The organism is Streptomyces sp. SUK 48 (assembly GCF_009650765.1).
Taxonomy (GTDB): Bacteria; Actinomycetota; Actinomycetes; order Streptomycetales; family Streptomycetaceae; genus Streptomyces.
Genome location: NZ_CP045740.1, coordinates 435,076 through 455,972 on the forward strand (window position 1 = coordinate 435,076; position 20,897 = coordinate 455,972).

The 20,897-nt window shown below is 73.5% G+C and carries 23 protein-coding genes, 3 pseudogenes and 1 riboswitch; of the genes and pseudogenes, 12 read left to right on the top strand and 14 right to left on the bottom strand.

What is annotated here, in order from left to right; genetic code table 11:
• Nucleotides 1-11: 11 nt before the first annotated feature.
• Complete coding sequence (locus GHR20_RS01925; protein WP_153811965.1) at nucleotides 12-1,190, bottom strand: aminotransferase class I/II-fold pyridoxal phosphate-dependent enzyme; 1,179 nt, start codon at nucleotides 1,188-1,190, stop codon at nucleotides 12-14.
• A gap of 243 nt (nucleotides 1,191-1,433) precedes the next feature.
• Here GHR20_RS01925 and GHR20_RS01930 point away from each other — a divergent pair, with 243 nt between their 5' ends.
• The gene (locus GHR20_RS01930; protein ID WP_153811966.1) at nucleotides 1,434-2,264 is read left to right on the top strand and encodes an SAM-dependent methyltransferase; all 831 of its coding nucleotides are present in this window, start codon (nucleotides 1,434-1,436) and stop codon (nucleotides 2,262-2,264) included.
• Between the two features lie 106 nt (nucleotides 2,265-2,370).
• Here the strand turns inward: GHR20_RS01930 and GHR20_RS01935 are convergent, their stop codons facing one another.
• The 6 genes from GHR20_RS01935 to GHR20_RS01960 all read right to left on the bottom strand — a co-directional run bounded on the left by GHR20_RS01935 (nucleotide 2,371) and on the right by GHR20_RS01960 (nucleotide 6,698).
• Nucleotides 2,371-2,556, bottom strand: a complete 186-nt coding sequence (locus GHR20_RS01935; protein ID WP_148024721.1) for a hypothetical protein — start codon at nucleotides 2,554-2,556, stop codon at nucleotides 2,371-2,373.
• A 175-nt stretch (nucleotides 2,557-2,731) separates the two neighbouring features.
• A complete protein-coding gene (locus tag GHR20_RS01940) occupies nucleotides 2,732-3,430 on the bottom strand; it encodes a L,D-transpeptidase (RefSeq protein ID WP_153811967.1) in 699 nt (232 codons plus the stop codon).
• A 290-nt stretch (nucleotides 3,431-3,720) separates the two neighbouring features.
• Nucleotides 3,721-4,515 (bottom strand): SDR family NAD(P)-dependent oxidoreductase, encoded by a 795-nt coding sequence (locus GHR20_RS01945; RefSeq protein WP_153811968.1) that lies wholly within the window; start codon nucleotides 4,513-4,515, stop codon nucleotides 3,721-3,723.
• Nucleotides 4,516-4,583: 68 nt separating this feature from the next.
• On the bottom strand, nucleotides 4,584-4,952 hold the full coding sequence (locus GHR20_RS01950; RefSeq protein ID WP_153811969.1) for a DUF4180 domain-containing protein: 369 nt from the start codon (nucleotides 4,950-4,952) through the stop codon (nucleotides 4,584-4,586).
• Between the two features lie 28 nt (nucleotides 4,953-4,980).
• Complete coding sequence (locus GHR20_RS01955; RefSeq protein WP_153811970.1) at nucleotides 4,981-5,610, bottom strand: MBL fold metallo-hydrolase; 630 nt, start codon at nucleotides 5,608-5,610, stop codon at nucleotides 4,981-4,983.
• Nucleotides 5,610-6,698: an S-(hydroxymethyl)mycothiol dehydrogenase gene (locus tag GHR20_RS01960; RefSeq protein WP_153811971.1), complete on the bottom strand. Its 1,089-nt coding sequence runs from the start codon at nucleotides 6,696-6,698 to the stop codon at nucleotides 5,610-5,612. Before GHR20_RS01960 ends, GHR20_RS01955 begins: the two co-directional genes overlap by 1 nt.
• Nucleotides 6,699-6,963: 265 nt before the next feature.
• Here GHR20_RS01960 and GHR20_RS01965 point away from each other — a divergent pair, with 265 nt between their 5' ends.
• On the top strand, nucleotides 6,964-7,743 hold the full coding sequence (locus tag GHR20_RS01965; RefSeq protein WP_243877867.1) for an acyltransferase domain-containing protein: 780 nt from the start codon (nucleotides 6,964-6,966) through the stop codon (nucleotides 7,741-7,743).
• A gap of 35 nt (nucleotides 7,744-7,778) precedes the next feature.
• Here the strand turns inward: GHR20_RS01965 and GHR20_RS01970 are convergent, their stop codons facing one another.
• Nucleotides 7,779-8,075 (bottom strand): hypothetical protein, encoded by a 297-nt coding sequence (locus tag GHR20_RS01970; protein WP_111581693.1) that lies wholly within the window; start codon nucleotides 8,073-8,075, stop codon nucleotides 7,779-7,781.
• Nucleotides 8,076-8,243: 168 nt separating this feature from the next.
• Between GHR20_RS01970 and GHR20_RS01975 the strand changes: the two genes are divergently transcribed.
• The 3 genes from GHR20_RS01975 to GHR20_RS01985 all read left to right on the top strand — a co-directional run bounded on the left by GHR20_RS01975 (nucleotide 8,244) and on the right by GHR20_RS01985 (nucleotide 9,863).
• Nucleotides 8,244-8,609 (top strand): nuclear transport factor 2 family protein, encoded by a 366-nt coding sequence (locus tag GHR20_RS01975; protein ID WP_111581694.1) that lies wholly within the window; start codon nucleotides 8,244-8,246, stop codon nucleotides 8,607-8,609.
• Entirely contained in the window at nucleotides 8,597-8,839 is a 243-nt protein-coding gene (locus GHR20_RS01980; protein ID WP_153811972.1) for a hypothetical protein, read from the top strand. The genes GHR20_RS01975 and GHR20_RS01980 overlap by 13 nt, the downstream gene beginning before the upstream one ends.
• A 57-nt stretch (nucleotides 8,840-8,896) precedes the next feature.
• A riboswitch (ZMP/ZTP riboswitch) is annotated at nucleotides 8,897-8,976 on the top strand.
• 26 nt (nucleotides 8,977-9,002) lie between these two features.
• Complete coding sequence (locus tag GHR20_RS01985; protein ID WP_153811973.1) at nucleotides 9,003-9,863, top strand: bifunctional 5,10-methylenetetrahydrofolate dehydrogenase/5,10-methenyltetrahydrofolate cyclohydrolase; 861 nt, start codon at nucleotides 9,003-9,005, stop codon at nucleotides 9,861-9,863.
• Nucleotides 9,864-9,902: 39 nt separating this feature from the next.
• Here the strand turns inward: GHR20_RS01985 and GHR20_RS01990 are convergent.
• Nucleotides 9,903-10,927, bottom strand: a pseudogene (locus GHR20_RS01990) (alcohol dehydrogenase catalytic domain-containing protein).
• 357 nt (nucleotides 10,928-11,284) lie between these two features.
• Here GHR20_RS01990 and GHR20_RS01995 point away from each other — a divergent pair.
• The 5 genes and pseudogenes from GHR20_RS01995 to GHR20_RS02015 all read left to right on the top strand — a co-directional run.
• Nucleotides 11,285-11,815, top strand: coding sequence for a (2Fe-2S)-binding protein (locus GHR20_RS01995; RefSeq protein ID WP_153811974.1), 531 nt, complete (start codon nucleotides 11,285-11,287; stop codon nucleotides 11,813-11,815).
• Nucleotides 11,812-14,187 carry a xanthine dehydrogenase family protein molybdopterin-binding subunit gene (locus GHR20_RS02000; RefSeq protein ID WP_153811975.1) on the top strand — a complete coding sequence of 792 codons (2,376 nt, stop codon included), beginning with the start codon at nucleotides 11,812-11,814 and terminating at the stop codon, nucleotides 14,185-14,187. The genes GHR20_RS01995 and GHR20_RS02000 overlap by 4 nt, the downstream gene beginning before the upstream one ends.
• On the top strand, nucleotides 14,184-15,038 hold the full coding sequence (locus GHR20_RS02005) for a xanthine dehydrogenase family protein subunit M (RefSeq protein ID WP_153811976.1): 855 nt from the start codon (nucleotides 14,184-14,186) through the stop codon (nucleotides 15,036-15,038). Before GHR20_RS02000 ends, GHR20_RS02005 begins: the two co-directional genes overlap by 4 nt.
• Nucleotides 15,039-15,053: 15 nt before the next feature.
• Nucleotides 15,054-15,928: pseudogene (locus tag GHR20_RS02010) on the top strand (MoxR family ATPase).
• 80 nt (nucleotides 15,929-16,008) lie between these two features.
• Nucleotides 16,009-17,094 (top strand): annotated as a pseudogene (locus GHR20_RS02015) (VWA domain-containing protein); the annotation flags it as partial.
• Between the two features lie 123 nt (nucleotides 17,095-17,217).
• Here GHR20_RS02015 and GHR20_RS02020 read toward each other — a convergent pair.
• Together GHR20_RS02020 and GHR20_RS02025 are read right to left on the bottom strand one after the other, a co-directional pair.
• Nucleotides 17,218-17,808: a GNAT family N-acetyltransferase gene (locus GHR20_RS02020; protein WP_153815791.1), complete on the bottom strand. Its 591-nt coding sequence runs from the start codon at nucleotides 17,806-17,808 to the stop codon at nucleotides 17,218-17,220.
• A gap of 22 nt (nucleotides 17,809-17,830) precedes the next feature.
• On the bottom strand, nucleotides 17,831-18,331 hold the full coding sequence (locus GHR20_RS02025; RefSeq protein WP_153811977.1) for a metallophosphoesterase: 501 nt from the start codon (nucleotides 18,329-18,331) through the stop codon (nucleotides 17,831-17,833).
• Between the two features lie 128 nt (nucleotides 18,332-18,459).
• Here GHR20_RS02025 and GHR20_RS02030 point away from each other — a divergent pair, with 128 nt between their 5' ends.
• The gene (locus tag GHR20_RS02030) at nucleotides 18,460-18,897 is read left to right on the top strand and encodes a MarR family transcriptional regulator (protein ID WP_153811978.1); all 438 of its coding nucleotides are present in this window, start codon (nucleotides 18,460-18,462) and stop codon (nucleotides 18,895-18,897) included.
• A 105-nt stretch (nucleotides 18,898-19,002) separates the two neighbouring features.
• Nucleotides 19,003-19,587, top strand: a complete 585-nt coding sequence (locus GHR20_RS02035) for an isochorismatase family protein (protein ID WP_153811979.1) — start codon at nucleotides 19,003-19,005, stop codon at nucleotides 19,585-19,587.
• Nucleotides 19,588-19,720: 133 nt separating this feature from the next.
• Here the strand turns inward: GHR20_RS02035 and GHR20_RS02040 are convergent, their stop codons facing one another.
• From GHR20_RS02040 to GHR20_RS02050, 3 genes are all read right to left on the bottom strand, one after another.
• Entirely contained in the window at nucleotides 19,721-19,906 is a 186-nt protein-coding gene (locus tag GHR20_RS02040; protein ID WP_111581704.1) for a hypothetical protein, read from the bottom strand.
• A 135-nt stretch (nucleotides 19,907-20,041) separates the two neighbouring features.
• On the bottom strand, nucleotides 20,042-20,410 hold the full coding sequence (locus GHR20_RS02045) for a DUF6479 family protein (RefSeq protein WP_237520391.1): 369 nt from the start codon (nucleotides 20,408-20,410) through the stop codon (nucleotides 20,042-20,044).
• A gap of 67 nt (nucleotides 20,411-20,477) precedes the next feature.
• Nucleotides 20,478-20,765 carry a hypothetical protein gene (locus tag GHR20_RS02050; RefSeq protein ID WP_153811980.1) on the bottom strand — a complete coding sequence of 96 codons (288 nt, stop codon included), beginning with the start codon at nucleotides 20,763-20,765 and terminating at the stop codon, nucleotides 20,478-20,480.
• Between the last annotated feature and the right edge of the window lie 132 nt (nucleotides 20,766-20,897).

Consider the following 20,897-nt stretch of genomic DNA (forward strand, 5'->3'; position numbering starts at 1 on the left):
TAGGCGCTCGCTCAGCCCAGAGCGGCGGCCATGCGGTGGACGGCCTCGGTGAGGATCTCCGGTGAGGTCGCGAGGTTAAGGCGGGCGTGGCCCGCGCCGCCGGTGCCGAACGGGAGACCGGCGGACAGGGCGACGCGGCCGCGGTCCAGGAAGACCTGGGCGGGGTCGTCGCCGAGGCCGAGGGCGCGGCAGTCGAGCCAGGCGAGGTAGGTGGCCTCCCCGGGGTGGACGCGGACCGCGGGCAGGTGCTCGGCGAGCAGGTCGGCCAGCAGGAGCCGGTTGTCCCGGATGCCGGTGCGCAGGGCGTCGAGCCAGCCGGTGGCCTCCCGCAGCGCGGCCGTGTGGGCGAGGATCGCGACGTGGCTGGCGCCGTGCCCGACCTCCTCGGGCATCCGGGCGAGATCGGCGGCGGCCTCGGGGCCGGCCAGGGCGAGGGCCGCTTTGAGGCCCGCGAGGTTCCAGCCCTTGGACGCCGACATGAGCGAGAGACCGCGGGCGGCGGCGGGCAGGCTGAGGTATGGCACGAAGGGGGTGCCGGGGGCGGTGAGCGGGGCATGGATCTCGTCCGCGACGACCCGCACGCCATGGCGCTCGGCCAGTTCGGCGACGGCCGTCAGCTCGGCGGCGGTGTGCACCGTACCGGTGGGGTTGTGCGGGCTGCACAGCAGGTAGGCGGCGCGCCCGCCGCCCGCCGTGGCGCGCCGGAAGGCGTCCTCCAGGGCCGCCGGATCGAGGCGCAGATCCGCGCCGAGGGGGGCTTCCACCACGCGGCGGTCCATGTGGGTGATGAACAGGAAGAACGGCGGGTACACCGGCGGGTTGACGATCACCGGATCGCCCGCCCCGGTCACCAGCCTGATCATTTCGACCGCTCCGAGCATGACGTCCGGAACGATCGCCGTGCGCTCCGCCGCGATCCCGTCCCAGTGCCAGCGGGCGGCCGCGAAGGCGGCCAGGGCCTCGGCGTAGGCGGTGCCGGCCGGGTATCCGGTGTCGCCCAGGGCGAGGGCGTCGGTGACGGCGCGGACGACGGGCGGGGCGAGGGGCACGTCCATCTCGGCCACCCACAGCGGGAGGACGTCCTCGGGGTAGGTGCGCCACTTCATGCTCGTACGACGGCGCAGCCGCTCCAGGCCGAGGGCGCGCAGCGGATCCGGTTCGCCGGCGGTGTCGTGCGGGAAGCTGGTCATGAGGCACAAGATAGGCGGCCGCGCGGCGGGCTGTAACGGGGCGGACGAGGCGGGCGTGGCGCTGCCGGAGGACGCGGCGGCGGAGTGCGTGCCCTGCGCCCGTGCCTCGGCGACCGGGCGCCGACGGGACCGGTACCGGAATCGGAGGGACCGGCGGCGCGGGGCAACTCGGGGGATTAGATTGCGCCTTGAAGGTTGAATGACTCTTGAACCACTCCTCCAGGCCCCCAGGAGCTGACGCACGTGACCGACAACCCCGCAGCCACCAACGACGTGGCGGTGTCGCTGCGCGCCCGTATCAACACCAGCCAGCCGCACACGGCGCGGATCTGGAACTACTGGCTCGGCGGCAAGGACAACTACGAGGTCGACCGGGCGGCCGGCGACCAGATCCGCCGGCTGCACCCGGGCATCGGGGAGTACGCGCGCGCGGACCGGCTGTTCCTGGGCCGGGCCGTGCGGCATCTGGTCGAGGAGGCGGGCATCCGCCAGTTCCTGGACGTCGGCACCGGGCTGCCCACCGCCGACAACACGCACGAGGTCGCCCAGCGCATCGCGCCGGAGTCGCGGATCGTGTACGTGGACAACGACCCGCTGGTGCTGGCGCACGCGCGGGCCCTGCTGACGAGCACGCCGGAGGGTCGTACCGACTATCTGGACGAGGATCTGCGCAATGTGGACGCGATCCTCGAACACGCTTCGAAGACGCTGGACTTCAGCGAGCCGGTCGCGCTGATCCTGCTCGGCGTGGTCATCTTCATCGGCGCGGACGACGAGGCGTACGGGCTGGTGCGGGCGCTGATGGACCGGCTGCCCGCGGGCAGCCATCTGGTGCTGTCGCACACGGTCACGCACCCCTCGATGCCGGACGTGGACGAGGCGGTGAAGTTCTGGAACGAGCACGGCACGCCGAAGCTGACCCAGCGCACGCCCGACGACGTGGCGCGGTTCTTCGAGGGTCTTCAGCTGCTGGAGCCGGGAGTGGTCTCCTGCTCGCGCTGGCGCCCGGAGCACGACAACGGGGCCGAGCCGGAGGAGGTCGCCATGTTCGGCGGGGTGGCCCGCAAGGGCTGAGGGGGATATGAGGAACCCGCGACTCCCGGTCGGGGTCGCGGGTTCGTGTCGTGAGGTCGGAGAACCGGTAGGCCGTGAGGTCGCAGGACCCGCTACGGCCGTGAGGTCACAGGGCCCGGTACGCCCCTGGTGCCGCGGCGGCCCACTCCATCACGAGGCGCTGGTACTGCTTGCGCTGCTCGGTGGTCAGCGTCCCGCCCGATCGGCGCCACAGGGCCCGGATCTCCTCGTTGACCTCCGCGGCCGATCGCTCGGAGGCGGCTTCAAGAGTGGTGGACATGCTGTGAAGCATATGCCGACCGGGGTGAAGGCGCTGTGAGTAAGTACCCTCGATACGGACATTTCGGACCGTGTTGCTCATCACGTCGATGTGTCAAGCGTCGTACGGGAGTTCACACCCGACCCTCACCCGGCGGCCGCACCGGGACCGCCGGACGAGGGTGAGCTAAGGCACAGCGTCCGGTCGCTCAGGTGCCGGGCTTGTGGCCGTACACGAAGACGTCGTCGCCCGTCCGCAGCAGCGACCAGTACTTCTTGGCGTCCTTCGGGGTCATGTTGACGCAGCCGTGCGAGCCGGGCGGGTTCCACATGCTCAGGCCGACCGAGTGGAACGCCTCGCCGCCGTTGAAGAACTGGCTGTACGGCATCGACACGTCGTACAGCGTCGAGACGTGGTGCAGGTCACGCCAGTAGACCTTCGTCAGGCCGGTGCGGGTGACGAAGCCCTTGCGGCCGGTGCGCACGGGCACCGGGCCGTAGACGAGCTTCTTGCCGTCCTGGATCCAGCTGAGCTGGCGCGTGAGGTCCACACAGGCGATCCGGCCCTTGTTCACCGGGCACTTGCCACTCTTGTTCGGGTTCTTCCCCACGGCCTTCTGCTGGTTGATGAGGTCCATCACACCCCAGGTGACGGGCCCCGCGTAGCCGATGGCGGGGGTGATGGCGTTCTTCGCCTGGAAGGAGCGGATCGCCTTGCAGTCGGCGGCGGACTGGCGGCCGTCGACCGGCCGGCCGAGGAACTTCTCCGCCTGCTTCTGGTACGGGCCCGTCGAGGTGGTGCAGTCGCTCGCGGCCTGGGCCGGTGCCGCGGTGAGGGCGAGTGTGAGCGGCGCCACCAGGCCCGTGAGGCCGAGTGCCACCACACCTCGTCTACGTATGTCCCCCATGAGGGCTTTTCTCCTTCTTGTCACCGTTGTTTCCCAGGGCCTCCCCCGGGGTGTCTTCGTGCGCGTTTCCCACGATCTCGGACAAGTAGACCTGATCGGGCAAGTCAGGGTTGCCTTTCTGGTCACGTCATGACGAAACGGTGAGCTTCCTCACCCCGCAGCAGGCCGCCGGTACGCGTCCGGCCAGAGGCGACGAGCAGCAGGTCCCCGGACGCCGCCACGCGGGGGCGCGGGCGACAACTCCTGGAGAACATTGGCTGAATCGCGGCACCGGTGGGGTGGTACGAGGATCAGTCGTGCCGGTCGTGCAGGGCGGCGTGGAAGCCGGTGTGGACCGAGGTGAGGCCGCCGTCGACGACGAGGGTGGTGCCGGTGATCCAGGCGGCGTCGCGGGAGGCGAGGAAGGCGACGGCGGCGGCGATGTCCTCGGGTTCGCCGATCCTGCCCAGCGGGTACAGGGCGCGGACGGCGTCGAGTTCGTCGTCGCGGCCCTCCCACGCCGAGGTGCGCACCGTGCCCGGCGCCACGAGGTTGACCCGGACGCCCCGGGCGGCGGCGTGCCCGGCGAGGGTGCGGGTCAGGGAGCCGAGGCCGGCCTTGGCGGCGCTGTAGGCGTGGTTGCCGAAGTCCTGGAGGCCGTTGACCGAGCCGATGCTCACGATCGCCCCGCGACCGGAGGCGGCCAGGTGGGGCAGGGCGGCGCGGCAGCAGCGGTGGACGCCGGTCAGGGTGATGTCGAGGTCGCGGGCCCATGTCCCGTCCGTGCCGTCCTCGAAACGGGGGGTGTCCGGGGTGCAGTGGGCGGCGCAGTTGACCAGGACGTCCAGGGAGCCGAAGGCGTCGACGGCGCGGGCCACGGCCGCTTCCACGGCGGTGCGCTCGGCCACGTCGCAGGCGAACGCCTCGGCGCTCAGGCCCCCTCGGCGCAGCTCGGCGGCGGTCCGCTCGGCCTCGGCCGGGTCCCGGTCGGTCACCAGGACCCGGCCGCCCTCCTCGGCGAGCCGCCGGGCGACGGCGGCGCCGATGCCGCGGGCCGCTCCGGTGACGAGGACTCCGTGTCCCGCGAAACGGGTGTGATCGCTCATGGGGCGACGGTACGGCCGTACCCCCGGTCCTTCACCGTCTTGTACCGGGGTTCCCGCCCGGCTCCGTGCTACCGCGCGAGCCGCTCGGCGACGGCGTCGGTGTCCGGCACGAACCACAGCTGGTCGCCCTCGTTGGACTCGTACACGAAGTCGCGCAGGGCGTCGCTCGCCCCGACCTGGGCCGAGATGTCGCCGACGACGGCGAGCCGCACCCGGTAGTTCACGAACTTCTGGACGACGGCGCCCGCGACGCCGGACCGCAGCTGGAAGAACTCCGGTGCGATCCGGGCCACGGGCACCTCGACCAGCTGGGCGTCCTGCCCGAAGGCGTCGCCTATGAGGTCCAGTGCCGCGCGCTCGCCGTCCAGGGGCGGGCCGTCGGGGGCGCAGCGCAGGACGCGGCTGTCGTGCAGGGTCACGAGCGTGTTCGTGGTCATGATCGTGACCCTATGCGCACGGTGCGGTTCAGTGCCCGCGTTTAATCCATTCCTCCAGGTGGGGGGCCTCGGCGCCGATGGTGGTGGAGTCGCCGTGCCCGGTGAGGACCCTGGTCTCGGGCGGGAGGGTGAGCAGCTTGTCGCGGATGGAGTCGACGATCGTCGGGAAGTGGGAGAAGGAGCGGCCGGTGGCGCCGGGGCCGCCCTGGAAGAGGGTGTCGCCGGTGAAGACGACGCCCAGCCCGGGATCGTGCAGGCAGACCGCGCCGGGCGCGTGCCCGGGGGTGTGCAGCACGGTGAGGTCGGCGCCGGCCGCCTCGATGACCTGGTCGTCCACGAGGAGCCGGTCGGGGTCGCGGTCGGGGTGGGTCATCCGCCACAGCGGCAGGTCGTCGGGGTGCAGCCAGATGACCGCGCCGGTGCGGTCGGCCAGCGCGGGCGCCGCGTCGATGTGATCGTTGTGGGCGTGGGTGCACACGATGGCGGTGAGCCTGCGGTCGCCGACGGCGCGGGCGATGGCGTCGGCGTCATGGGCGGCGTCGATGACGATCGCCTCGTGGTCGTCGCCCACGATCCAGACGTTGTTGTCGACGTCCCAGGTGCCGCCGTCGAGGCTGAACTGCCCCGAGGTGACGAGCCGTTCGATGCGCGCGGCCATCAGAGCACCACCACCGAGCGCAGCACGTCGCCCTGGTGCATCCGGTCGAACGCCTTCTCCACCTCGTCCAGTTGGATGGTCTCGGTGACGAACGCGTCGAGCGGGAGCCTGCCTTGCAGGTGCAGGTCGATGAGCATCGGGAAGTCGCGGGAGGGCAGGCAGTCGCCGTACCAGCTGGACTTGAGGGCGCCGCCGCGGCCGAAGACGTCCAGCAGGGGCAGTTCGAGCTTCATCTCCGGGGTGGGGACGCCGACGAGGACGACGGTGCCGGCGAGGTCGCGGGCGTAGAACGCCTGCTGGTACGTCTCCGGGCGGCCGACCGCCTCGATGACGACGTCGGCGCCGAAGCCGCCGGTCAGCTCGCGGACGGCCTCGACCGGGTCGTTCTGCCGGGAGTTGACGGTGTGCGTGGCGCCGAGGGCGCGGGCCTTCTCCAGCTTGCGGTCGTCGATGTCCACGGCGATGATCTTCGCCGCGCCGGCGAGGCTCGCACCGGCGACGGCCGCGTCGCCGACGCCGCCGCAGCCGATGACGGCGACCGAGTCGCCCCGGCCGACGTTGCCCGTGTTGATGGCGGCGCCGATGCCGGCCATCACACCGCAGCCGAGGAGGCCCGCGACGGCCGGGGAGACGGCCGGGTCGACCTTGGTGCACTGGCCTGCGGCGACGAGGGTCTTCTCGGCGAACGCGCCGATGCCGAGAGCCGGGGAGAGTTCCTGGCCGGTGGCGGCGAGGGTCATCTTCTGCTTCGCGTTGTGGGTGTTGAAGCAGTACCAGGGGCGGCCGCGCAGACAGGCCCGGCAATGGCCGCACACCGCGCGCCAGTTGAGGATGACGAAGTCACCGGGGGCCACCTCGGTGACACCGTCGCCGACCGACTCCACCACACCGGCGGCCTCATGGCCGAGGAGGAAGGGGAAGTCGTCGGAGATGCCGCCCTGCTTGTAGTGCAGATCGGTGTGGCAGACACCGCAGGCTTGGACGCGTACGACGGCCTCGCCGGGCCCGGGATCGGGCACCACGATCGTCTCGACTCGTACGGGCTCGTTCTTGCCCGGTGCGATCACGCCGCGTACTTCCTGCGCCATGGTCTGGTTCCTTCCATCGAGTGCTTACGGTGCAGACCCTACGCGCGTGCGATGGGCACCGGGACGGGCCACGGCGGTGACCGTGGATCTTTCCCCCGGGGGGTGGCTTGGCCGGGCCGACCGGAGCGGGGAAGCGCTGATGAACCGCGCTTATGAATCGCGCAAGAACCGGAGGGAAGGACGACGTCCGCTGATGGCGATTCCTTTGCGAGGTGCGGGAACTCGGCTGGTCCGGGCGCTTACCCGGACATGTCTTCCTGGCGGCATGCTCGCTGATGGCCGTAAGGGACGTACCGCCTTCCTGTTCTCGGCCGGTGCCTCGCCGCGCCCCGGGACGGAACGTGAACTCGCGGCGGCTTTCCCGCTGTTCGCGAAGACGCTGGACGAGCTGTGCGCGCGTCTGGACCCCTATCTCGAACTGCCTTTGAAAAGCGTGATGTTCGCGGAGCCCGGCAGCCGGACGGCGGCGCTGCTGGGCCGGGCGTCGTACGCGGGGCCGGCGCTCTTCGCGCTCCAGGTGGCGCAGTACCGGCTGCTGCGGAGCTGGGGCGCCCGCCCTGATGTGCTGTTCGGACATGGAGCCGGGCGGATGGCCGCCGCGTGCGCCGCCGGGGTCTTCTCCCCGTCGGCCGGCTGCCACGCGGTCGGCACGCTGGCCCGGCTGCTGGACGCCGCCCCGGGCGAGGCGGCCCCGAAGGCGCTGCTCACCGCCTACGGCCGTACGCTGGCCACCCTCCATCCCCGCCCGCCCCGGCTCCCCCTCGTCTCCGACGTCACCGACCGCCCGGTCGGCGCCGAGACCGCCGATCCGGGGTTCTGGCTGCCGGGTCCGGGGACCCGGCGGTTCGCCGACGTGGCCGGCCTGCTGCACCGGGACGGGGTGCGGACCTGGCTGGAGCTGGGACCGGCGGACACCCTGACCCGGGCGCTGACCGAGGACCTGCCGCCGGGCACCGCGCCGGCCCCCGGCGCGGCGTACGCCGTGGCCCGGGACTGGGCGGTGCTGAACGGCGGCGGTACGAGGCCGCGCGGCGCCCCGGCATGAGACGGCGCGTCAGGCACCCGTCGCGGCTCGGACCCCTACAACGGCAGCAGGCCGGTCACCGGCGCCACGATGTCGGTGACCTGGTGGAGTTCGCTGAGCTGGTCCAGCCGGCTGACCTGGTTCAGGGACTTGAGCTGCTGGGAGGCCGTGGGCATCTGGGCCCGCTGCTCCGCGGGGATGTTGCCGGTGGTGAGCGAGTCGAGCACGGTCATCGGGTTGATCTGCCCGGTGTGCGAGGCGCTCGCGTCGGCCGCGGTTGCGAGGGGCGCGGCCAGGCCCGTGACCCCGGCGGCGAGACCGAGGACGGCGACGATACGGCGTGTTGAGATCATGCCCTCAGCAACGGCCGGGACCCCCGGCCGGACACGGGCGGCGGCCCGCGCTCACTCGTGAGGCGGAGCACGCCCCGTGCGCTTGCCGAGGCCGCCGGGCCGGGGGACGCTCGAAGACGGGGCCCGTACGGTCCGCCGCCGGGCCGCGAGCGCCTGAAGGAGGTCACCATGGGCACCGCGACAGGCTCCGCCTTCGACACCGAGACACTGCGCCGGGGCATCGAGGGGAACACCGGGAACACCCTGCTGTCCCTGTACGCGGACGACGCGGAGATCCGTATCGTCGACCGCGACACCCAGCCCAGCCACCCCAGGATCCTGCACGGCCGCGGCGAGATCGCCGAGATGCTCGACGACGTCTACCGCCGCGACATGATCCACAAGCTGGACCGGTGCGTGGTGCAGGGCGACCACGTCGCGTTCACCGAGTCCTGCCAGTACGGGGACGGCACCCGTGTCCTCGCCGAGTCGATGATCACCCTGCGGGACGGGAAGATCGCCGAGCAGATTCTGATCCAGGCATGGGACGAGTAGGCGGGAGGTTCGCGCGGGTCCAGGTCAGCTCCCGGCTGACCTGGACTTTCTCGGCCCGCGCGGTGGCGGGCCGGGCGCGGCCCCGGCGGCAGGCACCGGTCTGCGCGGCGGGTGTGCCGGTGACGAGGGCGGTGCTGCGGTCGGTCCTGAGAGCGGTGCGCGGACGCCCGCCGGCCGTGGTGCCGCGTACGGCACGGGTGGCGCGGCTCCGGCGCGGCCGGACGCGGTGAGCCTCCCAGGCGTCGTCACGCCCGCTCCTCGGCCTCGTACCCGCCTCGGCTACGCTGTACCCGGGCCGTGACTGGCGCTTGGGTGGAGTACCACCGGGGAGCGGTCCGTAGGGTTGCCGCGCGCCTGGGCGAATGACATCGATCCAGCTCAGGAGTGTGCCGCATGACCCAGGCCCGTCTCATGGACGGAACCGCCCTCGCCCGTCGCATCGTCGAGGACACCGCGCGCAGGGCGGCGGAACTCACCGCGCGCACCGGCGTGGTGCCCTGTCTCGCGACCGTGCTGGTGGGCGAGGACCCGGCGTCCGTGACGTACGTCCGGATGAAGCAGAACCGCTGCCGCAAGGCCGGCATCACCTCCCGGCACGTGGCGCTGCCCGCGAGCACGTCCACCGCCGAACTGGTGGGCACGCTGCGGGAGTTGTCCGCCGATCCGGCCGTGCACGGAATTCTGCTCCAGCACCCGGTGGGCGACCACGTGGACGAGCGGGCCGCGTTCGAGGCGATCGCGCCCGGCAAGGACGTCGACGGGGTCACCTTCGCCTCGTTCGCCGCGATGAGCTTCGGTCTGCCGGGCTTCGTGTCCTGCACGCCGGGCGGCATCCTGCGGCTGCTGGACGAGTACGGCGTCGACCCGGCCGGGAAGCGGGCCGTGGTGGTGGGCCGCAGCGCGATCCTCGGCAAGCCGGTGGGCATGCTGCTGCTGGCCAGGGACGCGACGGTGACGTACTGCCATTCGCGCACCCGGGATCTGTCGGCGGCGGTCCGCGAGGCGGACATCGTCGTCGCCGCGGTCGGCCGGCCGCGGCTGCTGCGGGGCCAGGACATCAAGCCCGGCGCGGTCGTGATCGACGCCGGTTACAACGCCGGGAACGTGGGCGACGTCGACTTCGACTCGGCCGTCGAACGGGCCTCCCTGATCACCCCGGTGCCGGGCGGTGTCGGCCCGATGACGATCGCCACGCTGCTGGAGCAGACGGTGACGGCGGCGGAGGCCGCGGCCGGAGGGGCCGGGGCGGCCTGACGGCGGAAGGGGGCGAGGGGCCGGTGTTACCGCCCCGGCTCACCCGTCCGTCAGTACCATCCTGAACCTCGCGCCGCCCGACATCATCTTCCGGTACGCCGCGTCCGCCTCCGTCAGCGGGACCTTCTCCGTCATCGGGCGGATGCCGTTCAGGACGCTGAAGGCCATGGTGTCCTCGATGTCCCGCGAGGTCCCGGAGGGGTGGCCCCGGACCACGCGGGCGGCCATGAGGAGCTGGTTGGGGTTGATGCCGAGGGGGCGGTGTCCGCGCCGATGACGACCAGTTCGCCGCGGTGGGTCAGGCCGTCCACCGTGGCGGAGATGGCGTCGGAGTTGCCGGCGGTGGCGAGGACGACCTTGGCGCCGCCGAGGGACTGGAGCGCCTCGGCGACCGGGGTGGCGGCGGTGCTGTCGACGTAGTGGTGGGCGCCGAGCTGCTTGGCGAATTCCGCCTTCTGGGGGCCGCGGGCGATCGCCACCGTCTCGAAGCCCATCGCGACCGCGTACTGCACGCCGAGGTGCCCGAGGCCGCCGAGGCCCAGCACCGCGACCAGGTCGCCGGGACGTCCCGCGCTGCGCCGCAGCCCGTTGAACGTGGTCACCCCGGCGCAGGCCAGCGGCCCCGCGTCGCTCGCGGCGAGCGCGTCCGGGATCCGGGCCAGGGCGTCGACGGGCGCGATCACCTGCTCGCCGAAGCCGCCGTCGTAGGCCCAGCCCGGCACCTTGAGGGTCTCGCACACGATGAAGTCGCCCTCGCGGCAGGCCCGGCAGTGGCCGCAGCTGCCGCCGAACCAGCCCACGGCCACCCGGTCGCCGACCTGCCACCCGCGCTCGCCCGCCCCCTCGCCCAGTTCCGCGATCCGCCCGGCGATCTCGTGCCCGGGCACCTCGGGGAAGGTGATGCCGGGCACCGCCGCGCTCACGAACAGCGCGTCGCTGTGGCAGACGCCGCACGCCTCGACGGCGATCCGCACCTGGCCGGGCCCCGGCCGCGGCACCTCGCGCTCGACCACCTCGAACGTGCCGTTCGCGGCGGTCACCTGGGCGACTCGATAACTGCTCATGGATCTCTCCCGAGAAGGGGGTACGAGCGTGGGCGGGGCGGCCGGTCGATGGGTGACGGCCGCCGCTCGGCCCGGCGGGGCGGTACGACGGCCCGCCCCTCGACCAGCAGACCAGTTCCGGCGCGATCGCGCGCGCCGAACGGCTCCCGCCGGACATCGAGCCGGCGGCGGACCGGACCCCGGCACCGGCACCGGCACCGGCACCGGCAATGGCAATGGCAATGGCAATGGCAATGGATGAACGCTCAACGGATCGGACGGCGCAGCGCTCGCCGGGTCCACGGCCCGGCCATAGAGTGACCTACATCATGCCGGACCGGCTGATATCGACTCCTGCCCGCACGGTCTGGAGGGCACATGACGCACATCAAGGTGACGGTGGACGGCACGGTCTACGAGGACGACGTGGAGCCGCGGCTGCTCCTCGCCCACTATCTGCGGGACCGCCTCGGTCTGACCGGCACCCCGATCGGCTGCGACACCTCCAGCTGCGGCGCGTGCACGGTCGACCTGGACGGCGCGACCGCCAAGAGCTGCTCGGTGCTGGCCGTCCAGGCGGACGGCTGCGCGGTGACGACCGTGCAGGGCCTGGCGGCGGACGGCGGGTGGACGCCGCTCCAGCGCGCGTTCCACGAGCAGCACGCGCTCCAGTGCGGCTACTGCACCCCCGGCATGATCATGGCGGCGCGCGATCTGCTGCGGGAGAACCCGCGCCCCACCGCCGAGGAGGTGCGCGACGCCCTGGAGGGGAACCTCTGCCGCTGCACCGGCTACCAGAACATCGTCCGCGCGGTGCTCGCCGCCGCCGGTGGGCAGGACGGCCCCGAGCCCGGCTCCCGCGCGGGGGACGCGCCCGGGGCGCAGGCCACCGAGGAGGTGCGGGCATGACCGGGCAGGCCGTGGCGGGCGAGGCCGGGCGGGAGGTCGGCCGGTCCCGGCTGCGCAAGGAGGACGCCCGGCTGATCACGGGCCAGACCACCTGGACCGACAACATCCAGGTCGCCGGGCTGCTGCACCTGGCCATCCTGCGCAGCCCGATGGCGCACGCCCGCGTCACCCGCGTCAATGTCGCCCCCGCGCTCGAACGCCCCGGTGTCCTCGCCGCGTTCAGCGGCGCGGACCTCGCGGAGGGGCTCGGCTCGCTGCCCTGCGCGTGGCCGGTGACCGAGGACATCGTGCTGCCCGGCCATCCGCCGATCGCGGTGGACGAGGTCCGCTACGCGGGCGACCCGGTGGCCGTCGTCGTGGCCCGCGACCGGTACGCGGCGGCCGACGCGCTGGAGGCGGTCGAGGTCGACTACGACCCGCTGCCCCCGGTCCTCGACCTGGAGGACGCGCTCGCCGAGGGCGCCCCGCTGGTCCACTCCGACCAGGGCACCAACCGCTGCTACACCTGGCCGCTGGCCACCGGCGAGAGCTTCGCGGCGGTCCGCGAGCGCGCCGAGGTCACGGTCCGGCGGCGCTTCCACCAGCAGCGGCTCATCCCCAACGCCATGGAGCCGCGCGCGGTCGTGGTCACCCCGCTCGCCGCCTCCGGCGAGTACACGGTGTACTCGGCCACCCAGATCCCGCACATCCTGCGGATCATGCTCGCCACGGTCACCGGCGTCCCGGAGCACAAGCTGCGGGTGATCGCCCCGGACGTGGGCGGCGGCTTCGGCTCCAAGCTCCAGGTGTACGGCGAGGAGGTGCTGGCCCTCGCGGTCGCCCGCCAGCTGGGGCGGCCGGTGAAGTGGACCGAGTCCCGCTCCGAGGGCTATCTCGCCACCCACCACGGGCGCGGCATGATCCAGGACATCGAGGTCGCGGCCACCCGGGAGGGCCGGCTGCTCGGCCTGAAGGTGGATCTGCTCGCGGACATGGGCGCCTATCTGATGCTGGTCACACCGGGCATCCCGATCCTGGGCGCGTTCATGTACCCGGCGATCTACAAGATGGACTCCTACGAGTTCCGGTGCACCGGCGTCTTCACCACCCGCACTCCCACCGACGCCTACCGGGGCGCCGGCCGCCCGGAGGCCACGTTCGCCATCGAGCGGATCATGGACGAACTGGCGGCCGAACTGGGCCTGGACCCGGTGGAGTTGCGGCGCCGCAACTGGATCCGGCACGAGGAGTTCCCGTACACCACGATCGCCGGGCTGACCTACGACAGCGGCGACTACGAGGCGGCCACCGCGAAGGCCCTCGCCCTGTTCGGCTACGACGCGCTGCGCGCCGAGCAGCGGGAGCGCGCCGAGCGCGGCGACCCGGTGCGCCTCGGCATCGGCGTGTCCACGTTCACGGAGATGTGCGGCCTGGCGCCGAGCCGGGTGCTGCGCGACCTCAGGTACGGCGCGGGCGGCTGGGAGGCGGCGAGCGTCCGGATGCTGCCCACCGGCAAGGTCGAGGTGGTCACCGGGACCAGCCCGCACGGGCAGGGCCACGTGACCTGCTGGAGCCAGATCGCGGCGGACGTCCTCGGGGTGCCGTTCGAGGACGTCGAGGTGCTGCACGGCGACACCAGGTCGTCCCCGCAGGGCATGGACACCTACGGTTCGCGCTCGCTGGCCGTCGGCGGCGAGGCCGTGCACCGGGCGGCGGCCACGGTGGTCGACAAGGCCCGCAAGGTGGCCGCGCATCTGCTGGAGGCGAGCGAGCAGGATCTGGAGTTCCGGGACGGCGTCTTCTCCGTGAAGGGCTCCCCGGAGGCCCGCAAGTCCATCCAGGAGATCGCCTTCGAGGCGTTCACCAGCCACGATCTGCCCGACGGGGTGGAACCCTCCATCAACGCCGAGCACGTGGTCGACCCGGAGAACTTCTCCTTCCCGCACGGCACCCACCTGTGCGCGGTCGAGGTCGACACCGAGACCGGGCGGACCCGGATCAGGTCGTATGTCTGCGTGGACGACGTCGGCCATGTGGTGAACCCGATGATCGTCGAGGGGCAGGTGCACGGCGGGCTCGCGCAGGGCATCGCGCAGGCGCTGTACGAGGAGGCCGTGTACGACGACGAGGGCAACCTGGTCTCCGGCAGCATGGCCGACTACCTCGTGCCCTCCGCCCCCGACCTGCCGGAGTTCGTGACCGACCGGACCGAGACCCCCGCGTCGTCCAACGCGCTCGGCGTGAAGGGGGTCGGCGAGGCCGGGACGATCGCCTCGACACCCGCCGTGGTCAACGCCGTCGTGGACGCGCTGCGGCCGCTGGGCGTGACCGACGTACGGATGCCCTGCACCCCGGAACGGGTGTGGCGCGCGGTGAGGGAGGCGACGGCATGATTCCCCCGGCGTTCGAGTACGCCCGCCCCGGGACCCTCGAGGAGGCCGTACGGCTGCTCGGCGAGGCGGGTGACGAGGCGAAGGTGCTGGCCGGCGGGCAGAGCCTGCTGCCGCTGCTGCGGTTGCGGCTCGCCTTTCCCGAACTCGTCGTGGACGTGGGCCGGATCCCCGGTCTGCGCGGGGTGCGCGAGGACGGGGACACGCTGGTCATCGGCGCCCTCACCACCCACCACGACGTGATCCGCGACCCGCTGGTGCGCCGCCACGCCGGACTGCTGGCGCAGGCGACGGCGACCGTCGCCGATCCCGCGGTACGGCACCGGGGCACGCTCGGCGGCTCGCTGGCGCACGCCGACCCGGCGGGCGACCTGCCCGCGACCCTCCTGGCGCTGGACGGCGAACTCGTCGCCGTGGGCCCCGGCGGCCGACGCGCCGTCCCGGCCCGGGAGTTCTTCGTCGACTACCTCCAATCCGCCCTCTGCCCGGACGAGTTGCTGGTGGAGGTGCGGCTGCCGAAGGCGGACGGCTGGGGCTTCCACTACGAGAAGTTCCAGCGGGTGGCGCAGTCCTGGGCGATCGTCGGGGTCGCCGCGCTCGTACGACGGGAGAACGGGCACATCGCCGAGGCCCGGGTCGGCCTGACCAACATGGGCGCGACCCCGCTGCGCGCCGCCGCCGCGGAGACGGCGCTGGCCGGTGCCGACGGGCCGGACGCGGTGGCGCGTGCCGCGCGGTCGGCGGCCGAGGGGACGCGGCCGGGGCAGGACGCGTCGGCCTCGCCCGACTACCGGGCGCATCTGGCCGAGGTGCTGACCAAGCGGGCGGTGCTGACCGCCGCCGGGATGGGGTGAGCGCCGATCAGCCGGATGGACGACCCGGAACAGGTGCGGGCCCGCCTGGCGGAGACCGGGTACCTCGTGGACGAGGGACTGGCCGTCACCTGCTACCTGGCGCTGCGGCTGCACCGGCCGCTGTTCTGCGAGGGCGACGCGGGCGTCGGCAAGACCGCACTCGCCGCCGCCCTCGCCGAGGCGCTGCACGCGCCGCTGATCCGGTTGCAGTGCCATGAGGGCATCGACGCCTCGCAGGCCCTGTACGACTGGGACTTCCCGCGTCAGCTGCTGCGGTTGCGAGCGGCGGAGGCGGCCGGGGTCAAGGACGCGGACCAGCTGGAGAGCGAGCTGTACGACCGGCGGTTCCTGGTCGCCCGGCCGCTGCTCCAGGCCCTCCGGACACAGCCGTCGGTGCTGCTGGTGGACGAGATCGACCGGGCCGACGACGAGTTCGAGGCGTTCCTGCTGGAGCTGCTGTCCGAGTACGCGGTGACGATCCCGGAACTGGGCACGCTGCGGGCCGAGGTGCCGCCGGTGGTCGTCCTCACCTCCAACCGGACCCGGGAGGTGCACGACGCGCTCAAGCGGCGGTGCCTCTACCACTGGTTCGACCATCCCGGCTTCGCCCGTGAACTGGCCATCGTGCGCCGCCGGTTGCCCGAGGTGTCGGCGCGGCTGGCCGAGCAGGTCACGGCGCTCGTGCAGGCGTTGCGCGGGGCGGACCTGGTGAAGCCCCGGGGGTCGCGGAGACCATCGACTGGGCCGAGGCGCTGGACGCGCTGGGCGCCACGGAGGTGGACGCGGAACTCGCCGTCGCCACGCTGGGTTCGGTCCTGAAGTACCGGGAGGACACGGACCGGGCCCGGGGGCTCGACCTGGCCGCGGTGCTGGCGGCGCGGGGAGGGTGAGCGCCATGGCCGTCGGCGGGCGGAAGGAGTCGCGGTCGGCCGGGGCGCCGGCTCGGGGGCCCGCCGGGGCGGATGCCGTACTGCTGGGATTCGTACGGGCGTTGCGCGCGGCGGGGGTCGACGCGAGCGCCGAGCGGATGTACGCCTTCCTGCGGGCGGTGTCCGTGCTGCGGCCCGGGATGCGGGCGGATGTGTACGCGGCGGGGCGGGCGACGCTGTGCGGCGGACCGGACGATCTGGAGCGCTACGAGCGGGTGTTCGCCGCCTACTTCGGCACCACCGACGGCCCTGCCGCCCTGCCGACCGTTCGCACCCCTCCCCCGCCCCGGCCCCGGCTGCGCGCGCGGGACGCGGCGGGCGGCAGCCGGGGCCCCGGCGAACGCGATCCGCTGGGGCCGCCCACGGCGGCGCTCGCCAGCGCCACGGAGGTGCTGCGGCATCGGGACATCGCCGCGCTCGACGCCGCCGAGCGCGCCCGACTCCACCGGTTGCTGGCCGCGTTCGCGTTGCGCGGCGAGACCCGGCGTGCCGCGCGGCGGCGGCCCGCGCGGCGTGGGGCGGTGGACCCGCGCCGTACCGTGCGCGAACTGCTGCGGCGCGGCGGCGAACCGGCCCGGCTGCGCCGGCACGCGCGCGTCGAGCGGCCGCGCCGGGTGGTGCTGCTGGTGGACGTGAGCGGCTCGATGGCGCCGTACGCGGACGCGCTGCTGCGCTTCGCCCACGCGGCCGCGCGGGACGGCCGTACGGAGGTCTTCACGATCGGCACGCGCCTGACCCGGGTGACGCGTGAACTGTCCCCTCGCGACCCGGACCTGGCGATGGCGGCGGTCGCGGCGGCGGTGCCCGACTGGCGGGGCGGCACCCGGCTGGGCGAGCTGCTGCGCGCGTTCCTGAACCGCTGGGGGCAGCGGGGCATGGCGCGCGGCGCGGTCGTCGTGCTGCTCTCCGACGGCTGGGAGCGCGACGATCCCGCGCTGCTCGGCGCCCAGATGCGCCGGCTGCACATGCTGGCGCACCGGGTGGTCTGGGCCAACCCCCGTAAGGCGCGGCCGGGTTACGCGCCCACGGCCGCGGGGATGGCGGCGGCGCTGCCGAGCGTGGACGCGTTCGTGGAGGGGCACAGCCTGGCGGCGCTGGAACGGCTCGCGGCGGTGGTGCGCGGGGCGGGGACCGGTCGGGGTGCGGAGGGCGGTGCGGTGCGCGGGCCGGGGGCGGGCGTGGGTTCCCGGTCCCCTGATGCCGGGGTGCCGGTGAGGGAGCCGGGCCGGGCGCGGAGCGGTCGTCCGGTCCTACTCCGGGTCGCCCGCCACCCGGGCGTGCAGATGCTGGTCGTGCCAGCCGTCGGCGTGCAGCAGGGCGTCGCGCATCGTGCCCTCGAAGGCGAACCCGGCCTTCTCGGCGACCCGGCAGGAGGCGGGGTTGGCGGTGGAGTGGCACAGCCGCAGGCGGTGCAGGCCCAGGTCGTCGAGGGACCAGCGGGCGAGGCGCCGGGTCGCGCCGACGGCGAGGCCGGCGCCGCGGGCCCCGGGCAGCAGCCAGTAGACGAGTTCCGCGGCACCGCCCGCGAGGTCGATGTCGTTGAGCCCGATCAGTCCGATCGCGGGGCCGCCCGACCTGGCGATGGCCCAGACGGCGCCGGTCTCGTCCCGCCACCGCTCCCGCATCCGCTCGATCCGGCGCCGGGCGTCGGCGTGGTCGGCCACGGTGAACAGGTTCCACCGCGAGATCGCCGGATCCCGCGCGGCGGTCAGCAGCGCGTCGGCGTCGTCCGGGCTCCAGGGCCGCAGCTCCACGCCCTGCGCGAGGCCGAGCACGGGCTGCCCGCCGTCGGCCATGCGGCCCGCGGGTACGACGTCGGGTATGCCTGCGCCGGAGATCATCCGGCGATGATCGCACGCCGTACTACCGCGGGGGCAGCCTGCACAGGGTGATCTCGGCAAGCGCCCCGTCCTTGATCTCGGCCGTCATATAGGTGCAGTACGGCTGGCGGCGGCGGTCGGTCGGCGACCCGGGGTTGAGCAGCCGGAGCCCGCCGGGGGCGGTGCTGTCCCAGGGGATGTGGCTGTGCCCGAACACCAGCACGTCGAGGTCGGGGAAGCGCGCGGCGCAACGGGCCTCGCGGCCGGGCGCGGCCCCGGTCTCGTGCACCGCCCCGAAGCGCAGGCCGCCGAGTTCGGCGTACGCCACCTCGGGCAGCCGGGCGCGCAGCCCGGGTCCGTCGTTGTTGCCGTAGACCCCGATCAGCCGGCGGCTGCGGCTCTCCAGCAGATCGAGCGTGGCGGTGTCCACCCAGTCCCCGGCGTGGAACACGACGTCCGCGCGCGGGAGTTCGTCCAGCAGCAGCTCGGGGAGCCGCTTGGCGCGCCGGGGCAGATGCGTGTCGGACATGAGCAGGAGTCGCACGGCTTCAGCTTAGGCGGGCGCCGTCCGGCGCGTGCCCGGGAGTCCTTCGGGCAAAGCCGGCCAATTGTTCAGGTAAAGCTGAACAGTTCCAGCTGGACAGTCTTGCCTGACGGACCTAGGGTGACGGCATGGAAGACATCTCCGACGCGGCGGTCCGGGCGGCGCGCGATCTGCGGGTGGCGTTCAGCCGGCTGCGGCGCCGTATCCGCGAGGTCGCCCAGGACGCGGACCTGACTCCGTCGCAGGAGTCGGCGCTGACCCTGGTCGGCAAGCACGGCGCGGCCACCGCGAGCGCGCTGGCGGCCGCCGAGGGGGTGCGCCCGCAGTCCATGGCCACCACGCTGGCCGGGCTGGAGCAGCACGCCCTGATCCGCCGCGCCCCCGACCCGGACGACGGCCGCCGCCAGCTGGTCACCCTGACCGACGCCGGCCGGGCCCGCGTCGAGGGCAACCGGCAGGTGCGCGAGGAGTGGCTGGCGCGCGCCTTCCAGGACCGGTACAGCGACGCGGAGCGGCAGACGATCCTGACGGCGCTGGAGCTGATGCAGCGGCTGTCGCGGCCGTAGCCACCGGAAGGACGCGCAGCCACCGGACGCACGCACGCCTGCGCACGCCCCCTGAAAAACCCTGAACGACCCCTGAAACAACCCCCTCGAAAGGCCGACCGACTCATGTCGCTCACCACGCTCGACCCCCGTACCGCCCTCGTCGTGATCGACCTCCAGCGCGGCATCGTGGGCTCCCCCTGCCAGCCGCACCCGGGCGCCGACGTGCTGTCCCGCTCGGTGGAGCTGGCCGAGGCGTTCCGCGCCCGGAACCTGCCCGTCGTCCTGGTCCGGGTCTCCTTCGCCGCCGACTTCGCCGACGTGATGCCCGGCCGCACCGAGCAGCAGGGCGGCGGCGCGGCGTTCTCGGAGGGCTGGGACGTCATCGTCGACGAACTGACCGGCCACCCGGGCGACATCCAGGTCACCAAGCACAACTGGAGCGCCCTGTTCGGCACCGACCTGGACGTGCAGCTGCGCCGCCGCGGGGTCACCCAGATCGTGCTGACCGGCATCGCCACCAGCATCGGCGTCGAGTCCACCGCGCGGGACGCCTACGCCATGGGCTACCACGTCACCCTGGCCACCGACGCGATGGCCGACCGGGACGCCGCGACGCACGCGCACAGCGTCGAGAAGATCTTCCCGCGGCTGGGCGAGACCGGCACCGCGGCGGAAGTCCTGGAGCTGCTGGCCAAGACGCACGGCTGAGCCCCGGAGCAGGCGGCGCCCGGCCGGGTCCGGACAGCGCGGCGGCCCGGTTCCTCGCCTGCGCGAGGGGCCGGGCCGGTGCGCTCTCCACAGCCGCGGGGGTGCCGTGTGCTCAGTGCTCGCCGCGAAGGGTTCAGTCCTCGCCGCGCACGATGGTGTCCTCGGGGCCGTTGCCCGGCCGCCAGGTCCCGGTGCGGTCCAGGACGGCGGGCACGCAGGTGCGCACCCGCAGATCCGGGTGGTCCCGCCGGCTGTGCGCCTGCGCCCACCCCGTCTCGGCCTGCGGTATGTCCGGCTGCTCGATCGGCTGCGCGATCACGTCGTGTCATCCACCCTCTGCGTACGGCGGCCGGCGGGACCGGCGTGGTGTCGACCCCGCAGACCTGGTCTGGACTGTCCGGTGCGGGTAACCACTCCGCGCGGCCCGCAAACACCGGCCGCGCGCCGGAGCCGCTCAGGTGCGGCCGCCACCACCGCCGCCGAAGGACCCGCCGGACCCGGGCGACCAGCGCGGACGCCGCTGGTCGTCGGCGCGCTGGGAGCGGATGTTGTCGACCTGGTGCGGGGTGAGACGCTCGCTCCCGTCGGCGGCCTTCGGCACCTCGCGGGGCTCGCGCATCTCGATGGTCTCGCCGACCGGGCCCGTCGGCGGCAGCTTGGGCTGCTCCTCCGGGAGCGGCGGTGCGGGCTCGCGCTCGCGCACCTTGAAGCCCAGCCGGAACGCCCAGATCAGTCCGCCGACCAGGACGACCCCGGCGACCAGGATGAGGACGTAGCCGAAGACCTGCCTGCCGGCGGCCGCTTCGTACATGGCAGTGTTCATGGACGGCGGGTACCCGGGGTGGAGAGACGAATACTGGTTCTTACGGGGGTCTTTCCCCGGCCGCCCGTCAGAGCGCCGGCGGCCGCTGCCCCTGCGCCGCGGCGGCGCGTTCCACCTCGGCCTCGATGTCGGCGCGCGGGCGGCCCGTCTCCTTCGCGTACTCGCTCAGCGCGGTCTGCACATCGCGGGCGAGGTCGCGCCAGGCCCGCAGGGCGGTCTCGTAGGTGCCCGACTGGGCGCCGGTCATGCCCTGTTCGGCCGGCGGGCCGTACGCCTCCCGCAGCTCCTCGACCGTGGTGTGGGCCGTCTCGGCCGCCCGCTGCTTCTGCACCAGTTCCTCGAAGGTGTGTGCCACCCCATCGAATCTAGGCGTGGTCCCGCCGGCGCGCCTGTCCAACCCGCAACCAAGCCCTCCGGCCCGCTCGCCGTGCGCCGGACGCCGCCACGGGGGAGTCTTGAGCCGGGATGCGACACGCGGCCGTACGAG